Here is a 13,779-nt window from a genome sequence, read left to right as displayed (position 1 = left end):
CAGGTCGCTCGGAAAGGTCAGTAGCTGGGACCGATCAGCTCATGCCCGGCAAATCGACCGGGCCTGTCGCGCAGCATCAATCGGATCCGCCGACGTGAGCCTGCACACGCTGGTGGTTGTGTAAAAACGCGTCAGCTGGGCAGATCCAATACGGGGCGGCTAGACGCGTGCGCAATCATGCGCACGCCACGCGGCGCGCTTCGGTGCGGCAAATTCAACACAGTATTGTCACGCGTGCCCCTGAAAAAACTCCTCCGATCACTAGGTTGGATGCGTGAGCGCACAGGATCTGCCACTCGAACTTCGCCGTGCACTGTCGACGGTCGCGCGCGTGCCACGGCTTTTGGTCGCATCGGACTACGACGGGACGATCGCACCCATCGTGTCCGACCCGGCGAAGGCCTTTCCGCATCGGGAATCGGTAAGCGCGCTACGAGCGCTGGCCGGTCTCACCGGAACGACCGCCGCCGTGATCTCCGGCCGTGCACTGCGAGATCTCGCGGCATTGTCGCGACTTCCGGTCGAGGTGCAACTTATCGGTAGTCATGGTTCGGAATTCGATGTGGGTTTCGTGCACGCCATCGACAATGACGCCAAACAACTGCTGGTCGAAGTACAGACCAGTCTGACGCAGATCGCCGCGGAAAATCCCGGCGCCAGCGTCGAGCTGAAACCGGCCAGCGTCGCATTGCATGTGCGCAATGCGAGTCCGGAAATCGGGCTACGCGCGCTGAAAGCGGTGCGCCAAGGCCCGGCCTGCTGGGTCGGCGTGCAGGTGACCGAGGGCAAATCGGTGATCGAACTGGCGGTGATCCAGACCGATAAGGGCGTCGCGCTGGATACCGTCCGGCATCAGGAGGGCGCGTCGGCCGCGGTGTTCTTCGGCGACGACGTCACCGATGAGAAGGCCTTCCGGATGCTGTCCGGACCGGATGTCGGCATCAAGGTCGGCGAGGGCGAGAGCCTGGCCAAATTCCGGGTGGACAGCACCGAGGCGGTGTCCTGGGCGCTGGCCTACCTGCTCGAGGAGCGGCGCACCTGGCTGGCGGGTGCGAGCGCGCCGCGCATCGAGCGGCTGAGCATGCTGGCCAGTCCGCGCTCGGTGGCGCTGCTCACACCCGATGCGACCGTCACCTGGTTCTGCCATCCCGAACCGGATTCGGCCGCGGTCTTCGCCCATCTGCTCGGCGGACCGCAGGCCGGACATTTCACCATCGAACCGGAACGTCCCGGGCTGCCGCTCTCGCAGCGCTATATCGACGGCACCATGACCGTCGAAACCCGCTGGGCCAGTCTGCAAGTGGTGGACTATCTGCCGCACGATGTGGCACCGACCCGCACCGACCTGACCCGGGTGATCACCGGCGATGCGAAGGCCGTCGTAACCTTCGCGCCCCGACCGGAATTCGGCCAGGTGCCGGTCAGCATCGAAATCGAATCGAACGGCCTGCGTGTGGTCGGCACCAATGACCCGATGGTGCTGCGCTCGCCCGGCGTGCACTGGCAGATCCAGTCCGACGGCATGCACAGCTCCGCGCGCGCTGTCGTCGATCCGTCCCGCGGCCCCATCGTACTGGAAATGCGCTGCGGCACTCAGGATCTCGCGCCCGCAATGGTCAGCGAGCCGGAGCGACGCAGGGATGCCGAGGACTACTGGTCGAAGTGGGCGGCCAAACTGCAACTGCCGCCGCTTAAGCCGGATCTGATGAAGCGTTCGGCGCTCACACTGCGCGGGCTGGTGCACGCGCCGTCGGGTTCCATCCTGGCCGCGGCCACCACCTCGCTGCCGGAAGATATCGGCGGCGTACGCAACTGGGACTACCGCTACTGCTGGCTGCGTGATGCCGCGCTAACCTCGCAGGCATTGGTTTCGCTCGGCTCGCTGACCGAGGCCGAGGAATTCCTCGGCTGGGTGCACCGGGTGCTGGAGACGCTGCCCGGCCCGGAGCGCCTGCACCCGCTGTACACGCTCTACGGCGAAACCCTGCCGCCGGAGGCCTCGATCGATCAGCTGCCCGGCTATGCGGGTTCGCGTCCGGTACGCGTCGGCAACGCCGCGAATATGCAAGTGCAGCTGGACGTTTTCGGTCCGATTGTCGATCTCATCGCAACGCTGGCGCACGGCCGTGAGGCGAAGGGACTGACCGATCCGGCCAAGGCACTGCCCGACGCCGACTGGGAACTGGTGCACGCCATGGTCTCCGCGGTGCAGCGTCGCTGGCAGGAACCCGACCACGGCATCTGGGAGATCCGCGGCAATCCGCGCCATCATGTGTACTCGAAGGTGATGGGCTGGCTGACCGTGGACCGGGCGATCACGCTCGCGCAGCGGTTCCAGCGTCAGATCGATCCGGTCTGGGTCACCTTGCGCGAGACCATCGCCGACGAGGTGAAGTCCAAGGGCTGGAACGATGACGTGCAGTCCTACACCGCCGCCTACGACGGCACCGATCTGGACGCGGCCACCCTGCACATCGGCCTCAGCGGACTGATCGAACCGTCGGATCCGCGTTTCGCGGCGACGGTTGTCGCCACCGAGGCGGAGCTGCGCAGCGGTTCGACGGTGTACCGGTACCACCACGACGACGGCCTGCCCGGCGGCGAGGGCGGCTTCCACCTCTGCGCGGCCTGGTTGGTCGAGGCGTATCTGCTGATCGGTAAGCGCTCGGATGCCGAGGCGCTGTTCGCGCAGCTGGTCGATGTCGCCGGACCGACCGGTCTGCTCAGCGAGGAGTACGACCCGGTCGCCGAACGCTCGCTCGGCAATCATCCACAGGCCTACAGCCATCTCGGCCTGCTGCGCTGTGCACAGCTGTTGGGCAAGCCGGTGGAAGCGTTCGTCTGAGCCGACCACCGCGCACCGGGCCCGCGAACCGATCGGTTCGCGGGCCCGGTCCGTATCCGCGGCCGAAGTGATCCGGCAAACATCGACTCGTGCCGAGCAGGGCCTGCTGCTACAGTTCAAATGGTAACGATTTCCATTATGATCTAGAGCACGCTCAGATCTGCCGCACTGCCAGGAGTAACCCCCGCGTGAGCACACGAATTGCCATAAAATTCGCCGGTATCGCCGTGGGGGTGGCCACCGCTGCGGCCCTCACCGCATGCGGTAGCTCGAAGGCTTCGGATAAGCCGAACGTCGTCGCCTCCACCAACGTCTGGGGCAATATCGCGGCAACCATCGCGGGCCCGGACGCCTCGGTGACCTCGCTCATCACCGACCCCGCCGCCGACCCGCATTCGCACGAAACCTCGGCGACGGAATCGGCAAGGATCAGCGACGCCGATCTGGTCGTCTTCAATGGCGGTGGCTACGACGAGTTCATCGAGAAGGCGATCCAGGGCAAGGACAAGCGCACCGTCGACGCATTCGAATCCCGCAGCGATAAGAGCGACGAGAACGAGCACGTCTTCTATGACATGAGCACGGTGAGCACGGTCGCCGACCGGATCGCGAGCAGTCTCGGCGAGATCGACTCCGCCCACGCCACTGCCTACACCGACCGAGCCGCCGCGTTCAAGAGCCAGCTGGCCGCGATCACCGCCATCGCAACCAAGATCGCGGGTGAGCACCCCAAGACGCCGGTGCTGCAGACGGAACCGCTGGCGCACTATCTGCTGGTCGCCGCCGGAACCCAGGATCTGACCCCGCACGAATTCCAGGAGGCGATCGAGCAGGAGACCGATCCCGCCCCCGCCGCCGTCGCCGCCACCCAGGATCTGCTGACCGGTAAGAAGGTCCGCGCGCTGGTCTACAACATCCAGACCGAGGACAAGATCACCAAGGATTTGCGGGCGCTCGCGCAGTCGAACGGTCTACCCATTGTCGAGGTGACCGAAACGCTGCCCGACGGTGTGGATTACATTCAGTGGCAGACCAAGAACGCCCAGGCACTGGCCGCGGCGCTGGGCTGATCGAAATCGCATGACTATGGGAGCAGCGCTGACCACCGAAGACACCGAGAAGGTGGAGCGGCAGTCTGCTACCCGCTCCGCCGCCGTCAAGCTCGATTCCGCCCGCTTGGCATTCGGCGAACGCACGCTGTGGCAGGGGTTGGATCTCGAGATCGCACCCGGTGAATTCGTCGCGGTTCTCGGGCCGAACGGGTCGGGTAAGACCTCGCTGCTGAAGGTGCTGCTCGGTCAGCTGGCGCTCAGCTCCGGCACCGCCGATGTCGCGGGCGGACCCGCACGCGCTGGCAATTCCGATATCGGCTATGTGCCGCAACAGAAGACGATCGATGCGGGTGTGCAGCTGCGCGGGGTCGATCTGGTCGGACTCGGTGTGGACGGGCACCGCTGGGGCCTCGGAGTGCGCCGTCGCGCCGAGCGCAAGCGCAAGGTCCGCGCGGCCATTGCCGATGTCGGCGCGGAGAAATTCGCTTACGCGCCACTGGAATCCATGTCCGGCGGTGAGCAGCAGCGGCTGCGAGTCGCGCAGGCGTTGGTCGGCGATCCCAAGGTGCTGCTCTGCGATGAACCGCTGCTGAGCCTCGATCTGGCAAATCAGCGGTTGGTTTCCGAGCTGATCGATCGACGCAGGCGAACACATGGCACCGCAGTGCTTTTCGTGACGCACGAGATCAATCCCATTCTGCCGCTGGTGGATCGGGTGCTGTATCTGGTCGACGGGAAATTCCGGATCGGTACGCCCGACGAGGTGATGACCTCGGCGGTGCTCTCGGAGCTGTACCAGACCGAGGTCGATGTGCTGCGGGTGCGCGGGCGGCTGGTCGTCGTCGGCACCGGCGACACCATGGACGCACTCGGCGCGGCCGGGGCCCAACACTGCCACGGCGCAACGCTCTCCGATGAGCTGCCCGAATCGAGCGGGGTTCGTTCGTGATCGACAAGCTGTCCGATGTCGTCACGAAGATGTTCGACTTCAGCACCACCGCAGACCTGCTTTCCTACTCCTTCGTTCAGCAGGCGGTATTCGCGGCCGCGCTGCTCGGACTGCTGGCGGGTGTGATCGGGCCATTGATCATCAGCAGGCAGATGTCGTTCGCGGTGCACGGCACCAGCGAGCTCTCGCTGACCGGTGCGGCCGCCGCGCTGCTCGCCGGAATCGGGGTCGGGCTGGGTGCGATCGTCGGCTCGGTGGTGGCGGCGGTGCTGTTCGGTCTGCTCGGAACCAAAGCCAGAGAACGCGATTCGGTGATCGCGGTGGTGCTGTCGTTCGGGCTCGGGCTGTCGGTGCTGTTCCTGTGGCTCGGTCCCGAACGCGCCGGATCGAAATTCTCGCTGCTGACCGGTCAGGTGGTCAGCGTCGGCTACAACGGGCTGGCACTGCTGCTGACCTGCACTGTTTTAGTGCTGGCCGTACTTGCGGTGGTGTACCGGCCGCTGCTTTTCGCGAGTTCGGATCCCGAGGTCGCCCTCGCACGCGGGGTTCCGGTGCGGGCGCTTTCGGTGGTGTTCGCGGTCATGCTCGGCATTACCGCGGCCTTCGGTGTGCAGATCGTGGGCGCGCTGCTGGTGCTCGCGCTGCTCATCACCCCTGCTGCCGCGGCGGCGCAGTTGACCGCGAATCCGGTGCGCGCCACGGTGTTCGCGGTGCTGTTCGCGGAGACGGCCGCGGTGGGCGGCATCCTGCTGTCACTCGCACCCGGCGTCCCGGTCTCCACCTTCGTCACCACCATCTCCTTCCTCATCTACCTGGTCTGCCGAGTCGTCGGCCCGCGCCGCCGCCAGGCCGCCCGAGCCCGCTGACCCCGCACAGGCGATCGCGCGCCTGTGCAGATTCCGGGCGCGGGAGCGAGCACCTGGCCGGTGGGCGGTGATCAGACCGTGAACAGGGCGATCAGGACCACTATCGAACCGCCGAAGACGATGACGTGGCGCAGGTTCTGCAGGTGCGGGAGCACCCAGCGGGGGAAGGCGGCACCGGCCGCGTCGAGGAAGCTCTGGACGTCGATGCGGGCCAGTTCCGGGTCACCCTTGTGGGCGAAGGCGGCCCGGACGCTCTTGGCCGCGGTCAGGTTGCTGTACACGATCGCGACATTGCCGAGCAGCACCAGCACCTGGCAGACCAAGGTCAGCGTCCGTCCCCAGTCGTTGCCCGCCAGATTCAGCGCGGCGATTCCGGTCATCACCAGTGCGATCCCGACCGGTGCCCAGGTCTCGTGGCCACCGGCGTCGAACCGCAGACCGTTCTCCTCGAGTACGCCGTGGCGCACACCCTGACGAGTGAGCTCGGCATCGGCGGCGGCCTTCGCGGCGGCCCCATAGCGGTGGCGCACCAGCGGGATGCTGACGAAGGCGAAGGCGATCAGCAGCTGGGCGACGGCGGCGATGGTCATCATGGGGGTTTCTCCTCATCGGGTCGAGTCGGCTCCTCGAATGACCGAACGATCTCTCGCCACGCTGATAGCGCACTGACACCTGACCGGCCCGCGCTGATATCGAACATCAGCGCAGGTCAGCAAGGCTCTGGCCAGCTAGAGAACGCATTTGACGGCAGTCGCCTTCAGTCGTGCACCCCCGGTTTCGTATGCTCGACCCACGCGCCCCATCGAACGAATGGTGATCAATGATCGACTTCACGATTCCCGCCGAACTCGCCGCCGAACGCGACCGGGTCCGCCAGTTCGTCATCGACAAGATCGTCCCCTTCGAGCGCGATCCGCGACTCACCTCGCACGGGCCCAGCGACGAACTGCGCCAGGAACTCGTCGAACTGGCCCGCGCGGAAAAACTGCTCACCGTGCAGGCCCCGGAATCTCTCGGCGGGCGCGGCCTCACCCATATCGAGCAGGCGGTGATCTACGAGGCGGCGGGCTGGTCCACCCTCGGCCCGGTCGCCATGAACTGCGCCGCACCCGATGAGGGCAATATGTTCCTGCTCTCCAAAATCGCCAACCCGGAGCAGGTCGAGCGCCACCTCGCGCCCGCGGTCGCCGGACACCGCCGCACCGTCTTCGCCATGACCGAACCGGACGGCGCGGGTTCGGATCCGAACCAGCTGGCCACCGAGGCCATCTTCGACGGCGAGAACTTCACCATCAACGGCCGCAAATGGCTCATCACCGGCGCGGACGGCGCGAAGACCTGGATCATCATGGCGCGCGTCGCACCGAACCCGCATGTCCCCGACGGTCCGACGCTGTTCCTGACCGAGGGCGACCAGCCCGGCATCATCATCGAACGCACCATGAACACCATGGACCGCAACTACGTCGGCGGCCACGGCGTGGTGCGCTTCGAGAATCTGGTGCTGCCGAAGACAGCGCTGCTCGGCGAGACCGGTCAGGCGCTGCGCTACGCCCAACTGCGCCTGGCCCCGGCCCGGCTCACCCACTGCATGCGCTGGCTCGGCGCGGCCGAACGCGCACAATCCATCGCCGTCGAATACGCCAGGACCCGCACCGCCTTCGGCAAGCCGATCGGCGACCACGAGGGCGTTTCGTTCATGTTGGCCGACAACGAGATCGCACTGCACCAGTGCCGCCTCACCATCTGGCACGCCTGCTGGCTGATGGACCAGGGCGAGAAGGCCAGGCACGAGAGCTCGATCGCCAAGGCATACGTCTCCGAGGAGCTGTTCAAGGTCGCCGACCGCTGCGTACAGGTGCTCGGCGGCATCGGCATCAGCGATGAGACGGTCGTCGAAATGATCTTCCGCGACATGCGCGCCTTCCGCCTCTACGACGGTCCGACCGAGGTGCACAAGTACGCCATCGGCCGCCATGTGTTGCGGTGTTGAATTTGCGGCGCCTACGGCGCCGCGTGTTCGCGGCCCCCTGGTGTCTCGCGTCCGAGCCGTCGAGACTCGCGACTTCGTCGCATGCGCTTCGACGACTCGGCTGTGTCAATGGCCGCGCCTTCGCGCGACGCGAGACGGGCCGCGAACTCCTCGCTCGTAAGACTCGCTCCGTGGTGGTCGGGGATGGCGGAGGCGTTCGGCACCCGGTGCACCGGTGCCAGATAGTCGAGACTCGCGCCTGCGGCGCATGCGCTTCGACGACTCGGCTGTGTCAATGGCCGCGCCTTCGCGCGGACGCGAAACGGGCCGCGAACTCCTCGCTCGTAAGACTCGCTCCGTACGGGGTGATCAGTGCTTGTACGGCCTTTGTCAGGCCGGGCACGCAGCCGGGCGGGTCGACTAACATGCCTGGCATGAGTTCGGAACTGCTCGTCGATGTCTCCGCGGGCATCGCCGTCCTCACCCTCAATAGACCCGCACAGCAAAATGCCGTCACCCCGGCCATGGCCGCCGAATTGAGTGCGGCGCTCCAGCGTTGCGATGTCGAGGATGCGATTCGCGCGGTCGTCATCACCGGCACGGCGCCCGCGTTCTGCGCGGGCGCGGATCTGTCCAACCGGGTCGGCGAGGTCAGCGCGACCATCGAACCGGCGCCGTGGCGGGTGCGCAAGCCGGTGATCGCGGCGGTGAACGGACACGCGGTCGGCATCGGACTCGCACTGGCCCTGCAATGCGATCTGCGGTACATGGCACGCGACGCGGTGTACGGACTCAATCAGGTGCGTCGAGGTGTACTAGCCGACGGCTACGCGCACTGGACGCTGCCACGGTTGGTCGGCATGGCCAATGCCGCCGACATCATGCTGACCGGTCGCACCTTCGACGGCGACGAGGCCAAGGCGATGGGGCTGGCCAATGGCTGCCTGCCCGGGGGCGAGGTGCTGCCGACGGCACTCGCCATCGCCCATGACATCGCGAACGGGGCGGCGCCGCTGCCGGTGGCACTGTCGAAGCGGCTGCTATGGGAGAGCCTCGGCATGAGCCCGGCCATGGTCGGACAACTGGAGACCGATCTGAACGCGCACGTCAGCAAGAGCATCGACGGCGGTGAGGCGATGGCGGCCTTCCGGGATCGCCGCCAGCCCAACTGGACCGGCAGCATCAGCGAGGAATGGCCCGCATGGGACAGCAAGGGTGACAAGCAACCGCCCAGCCTGGACTGACCCGCTCGTTTACGCGCGGCCGCCGATCAGGATGAGCAGGAACACGATCGCCATGCAGACCATGAGGATCGTGCCGATGACACCGAGGACATAGCCGACCAGCACCTGCGCGCGGCCGCTGTAACCACCGTGGGATTCCTCGATCTGGTCGAGCGCGCGTCTTCCGAGCGCCCAGGCCACCGGTCCCAGCGCACCGCAGCAGAACAGACTCGCCGCGCCGAGCGCGAGCACCGCCGTCGCATGCGGATGCTCGATCGTCTCCTGGGGAGCCTGATTCGGGATGACCACGAGTCGAATTCTACGGGGCCGGAGTCGATTTGCGGTTCAACCCCGGCGGCCGATTTGCCCGATGGCTGATTCCCCGTCCGCCCGTTGCGGTTCGAACAGGCGACCAGCCGCGGTACTCAGACTCGACGCTGGCGCGCGATCTCGGAGAGTACGACACCCGCCGCGACGGAAGCGTTCAACGATTCCACCGGCCCCGCCATCGGGATGCCCAGGATCGAATCACACGTCTCGCGAACCAACCGAGACAGGCCCTTCCCCTCCGAGCCGACCACGACCACGGTGGGGATGCGGCCGTCGAAATCGTCGATGGTGGTGTCACCACCCGCGTCGAGACCGACGATCTGGAATCCCTGCGACGCCCAATCCTTCAGCGTACGAGTGAGATTCGTCGCGCGCGCGACCGGAAGCCGGGCCGCGGCACCGGCACTGGTCCGCCAGGCCACCGCGGTAACGCTCGCGCTGCGCCGCTGCGGAATCAGCACACCCTGGCCACCGAAGGCGGCCACCGAACGGATCACCGCACCGAGATTGCGCGGATCGGAAATATTGTCCAGCGCGACCAGCAGGGCGGGTTCGGCCGAATCATGGACCAGCGCGACCAGATCATCCGGATGGGCATACCGATACGGCGGCACCTGCAGCGCAACACCCTGATGTAGTCCGTTGGCACTCAACCGATCCAATTCGGTGCGCGGCACCTCGAGAATCGAAATGCCCGCATCCGCGGCGATTTTCACACTTTCGGTGAGCCGGTCGTCGTTCTCGGTGCCCACCGCGACATACAGCGCGGTCGCGGGCACACCGGCCCGCAGACATTCGACGACCGGATTGCGGCCGAGCACCATCTCCGGACCGTCGTCGCTCTTGCGTCCGGCCCCACCGCGCGGACCGGGCCTGCCTTGCGCCGCGGCCTTCGACTTGGCGGCCGCGCGCTTGGCGGCCGGATGTTTGGTGCGTGCCTCGGCGGGCGGGGTCGCACCGCGCGGCTCCAGACCGCGCCGACGCTGCCCACCGGAGCCGACGACCGCACCCTTCTTGGTGCCACCCTTACGAATCGCGCCGCGACGCTGCGAATTACCTGCCATCAGTTCGCCTTTCCACGCTGTACCGCGCCCGGCGAATGCTGTGCCGCGCCCAACGACCATTCCGGACCCTGCGGGGTATCGGTCACTTCGATTCCCGCCGCCTGCAACCGGTCCCGCGCCGCATCCGCGCTGGCCCAGTCCTTCGCGGCGCGCGCCTGCTGGCGGCGGTCGAGTTCGGCACGCACCAGGACGTCCAGGGCATCCAACGCGACCGAATTGTCCTGTGGGGTGTACCACTGCGGGTCGAACGGGCAGACGCCGAGGATATTCAGCATGGCCCGGACCTGCCCGGCCAACTCGACCGCCTCATCGATCGCACCCGATTCCAGCGCCTTATTGCCCTCGTGTACAACGCGATGCACCTCGGCCAGGGCCCGCGGAATCGCCAGATCGTCGTCGAGCGCCTCGGCGAACGCATCGGTCCATTTGCCGACCGCGATCTCACCGGCCCGCTCGGCCACCCGGTGCACGAACGCCTCGATCCGCTGATACGAGGCGGCGGCATCGTAGAGCGCCTTATCCGAGTACTCCAGCATCGAGCGGTAGTGCGCGCTGCCCAGATAGAACCGAAGTTCAACGGCCCGAACCTTTTTCAGCACATTCGGCACCGAGAGCACATTGCCGAGCGACTTGGACATCTTCTCCCCGCCCATCGTCACCCAGCCGTTGTGCAGCCAGTACTGCGCGAAACCGGCACCGGCCGCCTTGGACTGGGCAATCTCGTTCTCATGGTGCGGGAACACCAAATCCATTCCGCCGCAATGGATATCGAATTCGGAGCCGAGGTAGAACTCGGCCATGGCGGAGCATTCCAGATGCCAGCCGGGGCGACCGGGACCCCACGGCGAAGGCCAGGTCGGCTCGCCGGGTTTGGCCGCCTTCCACAGCGTGAAGTCGCGCGGATCGCGCTTGCCCTCACCCGCGCTCTCGCCCTGGTGCACGTCATCGAGTTTGTGCCCGGACAGGCTGCCGTATTCCGGATAGCTGACCACGTCGAAGTAGACGTTGCCCGCGGAGGCATAGGCGTGCCCGCGTTCGATCAGCCGCTGCATCAGATCGATCATCTGGGTGATGTGGCCGGTCGCGCGCGGCTCCACCGAAGGCGGCAGTACGCCGAGGGTTTGATAGGCCATGTCGAAGGCGCGCTCGTAGGTCGACGCCCACTCCCACCAGGGCCGACCCGCTTCGGCGGCCTTGGTCAGTATCTTGTCCTCGATATCGGTGACATTGCGGATGAACCACACGTCGTAGTCGTGGGCGAGCAGCCAGCGCCGTAGTACGTCGAATGCGACTCCGCTGCGCACGTGACCGATATGCGGTTCCCCCTGCACGGTGGCGCCACAGAGGTACACCGACGCACGGCCGGGGACCAATGGCGCGAAATCGCGCATGGTCCGCGTGTCGGTGTCAAAAAGGCGCAGAGTCACGGAAGTCGATCCTAGCTGGTAGATAAGGCCGTTCATGGAGCGGCTCAGGTCGGCGGAAGCTGGATCAGCGACACTCTTGTAGCAGGGCGGTAGCCACTGCCGCAATGCCCTCACCGCGGCCGGTCAACCCGAGGCCGTCGGTGGTGGTGCCCGACACCGAAACCGGGGCGCCGAGCAGTTCGCCGAGTACCTCTTGGGCCTCGGCGCGACGCGGCCCGATCTTCGGCCGATTGCCGATCACCTGGACCGCCGCGTTGACAATTTCGAAGTCCGCTTCGTCGAGCAGCCTTCGCACTTCTTTGAGCATGGCCGCACCGGAGACACCGGCCCATTCCGGCCGTCCGGTACCGAAGACCGCACCGACATCGCCGAGTCCGGCCGCGGACAGCAGCGCATCGCACAGCGCGTGCGCGGCGACATCGCCGTCGGAATGTCCGGCGCAGCCGTCGTCGCCGTCGAAGAGCAGCCCCGCCATCCAGCACGGCCTACCCGCCTCGATGGGATGAACATCGCTGCCGATGCCGACGCGCATGCTCATGGCTGTGTTGAACGTTCGCTCGCTGCGCTCACTCATGCCAGCCCCGCCGTCCGCGCGCCCTCGAGCACGGCGTTCGCCAGCACCAGATCGAGCCGGGTGGTGATCTTGAAAGCCATGGGGTCGCCCGCGATGGTGCGCACCCGGGTGCCGAGCAGTTCGACCAGACCGGCGTCGTCGGTGGCCTGCAGCCGCTCGTCGGCATAGGCCGCGCGCAGCAGGTCGGCGGCGAAACCCTGTGGAGTCTGGATGGCGCGCAGACCGGCGCGGTCGGGCGTGCCGGTGACCTCGCCACGCGCGTCGACGGATTTGATGGTGTCGACCACCGGCAATGCGGGCACGACGGCCTCGGCACCCGCGCGCAGTTCCGCGACGACCCGGGCGATCAGCTCGGGCGGGGTCAATGCGCGGGCGGCGTCGTGCACGAGGAAGTGGGCGGCATCGGGAGCGGCGGCGATACCGCAGCGCACCGAATCGGTGCGCTCGGCGCCGCCGATGACCACGCGCACCGACTCCGAGGGCGGCAGCAGGGCAACGGCGCTCTCGACGAGTTCAGTGGGGACCATCACGATGATCCGGTCGACCGCCCCGGAGGCGATCAGGCCGTCGACGGCCAGCCGGACCATAGGTGTGCCGCCGACCGTGACGAACGCCTTGGGTGTCGATTCACCCAGACGAACGCCGCGACCGGCGGCAGGCACCAACGCAACGACGGATCCGTCGCTGTTAGAAACGTTCACGGTCAGGAAGCCGCGGCGAGAACCTCATCGAGGAGCGTCTCCGCCTTGCCGTCATCGGTCCCCTCGGCGAGCGCGAGCTCACCGACGAGAATCTGACGGGCCTTGGCCAGCATCCGCTTCTCACCCGCAGACAGACCGCGGTCCTGCTCCCGACGCCACAGGTCGCGAACGACCTCGGCCACCTTGTTCACATCGCCGGAGGCGAGCTTCTCCAGGTTGGCCTTGTAGCGGCGAGACCAGTTAGTCGGTTCTTCGGTGTGCGGCGCACGCAGCACCTGGAAGACTCGGTCGAGACCCTCCTGGCCGACGACGTCGCGCACGCCGACATATTCGGCGTTCTCTGCGGGAACGCGAACAGTCAGGTCACCTTGGGCGACCTTCAGGACCAGATACTCTTTCTGCACACCCTTGATGGTGCGAGTCTCGATTGCTTCGATCAGCGCCGCTCCGTGGTGGGGGTAAACGACGGTGTCTCCGACCTTAAAAATCATGTGTCCCGTGCCCCTTTCGATGTTCACAGTTTAACATGCGACTCGGTAACGGCGCGATCAACTGTGCAGGTCAGGGCCACAACGAGGCAACCCCGGGGGTTGACAGAACCGGCGCGGTGTGCATTGCGTTGTGCCAGAACAGGTTATCGACCGGCGCGAATAGCACACCGGACGGTCCGCGAGCCCAGCAGCGTGTCCGCAACCGCGCCGCCTTCTCGGAAAACCGTTACCCAACGGATGCCGAGCAACGGGGTGTCCGAACCATCCAGCCCTGGGGACCCACCA

Annotated in this window: 13 protein-coding genes; 6 read left to right on the top strand and 7 right to left on the bottom strand. The window is 66.5% G+C overall.

What is annotated here, in order from left to right:
- Positions 1-274 precede the first annotated feature (274 nt).
- The 4 genes from otsB (at position 275) to NA5_RS24590 (ending at position 5,712) form a co-directional block, all read left to right on the top strand.
- Positions 275-2,845, top strand: a complete 2,571-nt coding sequence (gene otsB, locus NA5_RS24605) for a trehalose-phosphatase (protein WP_062990041.1) — start codon at positions 275-277, stop codon at positions 2,843-2,845.
- A 188-nt stretch (positions 2,846-3,033) separates the two neighbouring features.
- Positions 3,034-3,915, top strand: coding sequence for a metal ABC transporter solute-binding protein, Zn/Mn family (locus tag NA5_RS24600; RefSeq protein WP_062990039.1), 882 nt, complete (start codon positions 3,034-3,036; stop codon positions 3,913-3,915).
- A gap of 10 nt (positions 3,916-3,925) precedes the next feature.
- Positions 3,926-4,846, top strand: coding sequence for a metal ABC transporter ATP-binding protein (locus tag NA5_RS24595; protein WP_084484390.1), 921 nt, complete (start codon positions 3,926-3,928; stop codon positions 4,844-4,846).
- A gap of 29 nt (positions 4,847-4,875) precedes the next feature.
- On the top strand, positions 4,876-5,712 hold the full coding sequence (locus NA5_RS24590; protein ID WP_371856456.1) for a metal ABC transporter permease: 837 nt from the start codon (positions 4,876-4,878) through the stop codon (positions 5,710-5,712).
- 71 nt (positions 5,713-5,783) lie between these two features.
- On the opposite strand, the gene NA5_RS24585 is transcribed toward NA5_RS24590, so the two are convergent.
- Positions 5,784-6,305 (bottom strand): hypothetical protein, encoded by a 522-nt coding sequence (locus NA5_RS24585; protein WP_062990035.1) that lies wholly within the window; start codon positions 6,303-6,305, stop codon positions 5,784-5,786.
- A gap of 227 nt (positions 6,306-6,532) precedes the next feature.
- Between NA5_RS24585 and NA5_RS24580 the strand changes: the two genes are divergently transcribed.
- Positions 6,533-7,705 carry an acyl-CoA dehydrogenase family protein gene (locus tag NA5_RS24580; RefSeq protein ID WP_062990033.1) on the top strand — a complete coding sequence of 391 codons (1,173 nt, stop codon included), beginning with the start codon at positions 6,533-6,535 and terminating at the stop codon, positions 7,703-7,705.
- 413 nt (positions 7,706-8,118) lie between these two features.
- The gene (locus tag NA5_RS24575; protein WP_062990031.1) at positions 8,119-8,928 is read left to right on the top strand and encodes an enoyl-CoA hydratase/isomerase family protein; all 810 of its coding nucleotides are present in this window, start codon (positions 8,119-8,121) and stop codon (positions 8,926-8,928) included.
- Positions 8,929-8,937: 9 nt separating this feature from the next.
- Here the strand turns inward: NA5_RS24575 and NA5_RS24570 are convergent, their stop codons facing one another.
- The 6 genes from NA5_RS24570 to carD all read right to left on the bottom strand — a co-directional run bounded on the left by NA5_RS24570 (position 8,938) and on the right by carD (position 13,494).
- Positions 8,938-9,216, bottom strand: a complete 279-nt coding sequence (locus NA5_RS24570) for a DUF4190 domain-containing protein (RefSeq protein ID WP_062990029.1) — start codon at positions 9,214-9,216, stop codon at positions 8,938-8,940.
- Between the two features lie 116 nt (positions 9,217-9,332).
- Complete coding sequence (rlmB, locus tag NA5_RS24565) at positions 9,333-10,301, bottom strand: 23S rRNA (guanosine(2251)-2'-O)-methyltransferase RlmB (RefSeq protein ID WP_062990020.1); 969 nt, start codon at positions 10,299-10,301, stop codon at positions 9,333-9,335.
- On the bottom strand, positions 10,301-11,728 hold the full coding sequence (gene cysS, locus NA5_RS24560) for a cysteine--tRNA ligase (RefSeq protein WP_062990018.1): 1,428 nt from the start codon (positions 11,726-11,728) through the stop codon (positions 10,301-10,303). Before cysS ends, rlmB begins: the two co-directional genes overlap by 1 nt.
- 64 nt (positions 11,729-11,792) lie before the next feature.
- Positions 11,793-12,260, bottom strand: coding sequence for a 2-C-methyl-D-erythritol 2,4-cyclodiphosphate synthase (ispF, locus tag NA5_RS24555; RefSeq protein ID WP_062990256.1), 468 nt, complete (start codon positions 12,258-12,260; stop codon positions 11,793-11,795).
- Between the two features lie 38 nt (positions 12,261-12,298).
- Entirely contained in the window at positions 12,299-13,003 is a 705-nt protein-coding gene (gene ispD / locus NA5_RS24550) for a 2-C-methyl-D-erythritol 4-phosphate cytidylyltransferase (protein ID WP_062990016.1), read from the bottom strand.
- Between the two features lie 2 nt (positions 13,004-13,005).
- On the bottom strand, positions 13,006-13,494 hold the full coding sequence (gene carD, locus NA5_RS24545; RefSeq protein ID WP_040686206.1) for an RNA polymerase-binding transcription factor CarD: 489 nt from the start codon (positions 13,492-13,494) through the stop codon (positions 13,006-13,008).
- Positions 13,495-13,779 lie beyond the last annotated feature (285 nt).

Origin of the sequence: Nocardia anaemiae NBRC 100462, assembly GCF_001612725.1 — a bacterium.
Lineage (GTDB): Bacteria > Actinomycetota > Actinomycetes > Mycobacteriales > Mycobacteriaceae > Nocardia > Nocardia anaemiae.
This window is presented reverse-complemented; position numbering and strand designations above follow the sequence as displayed.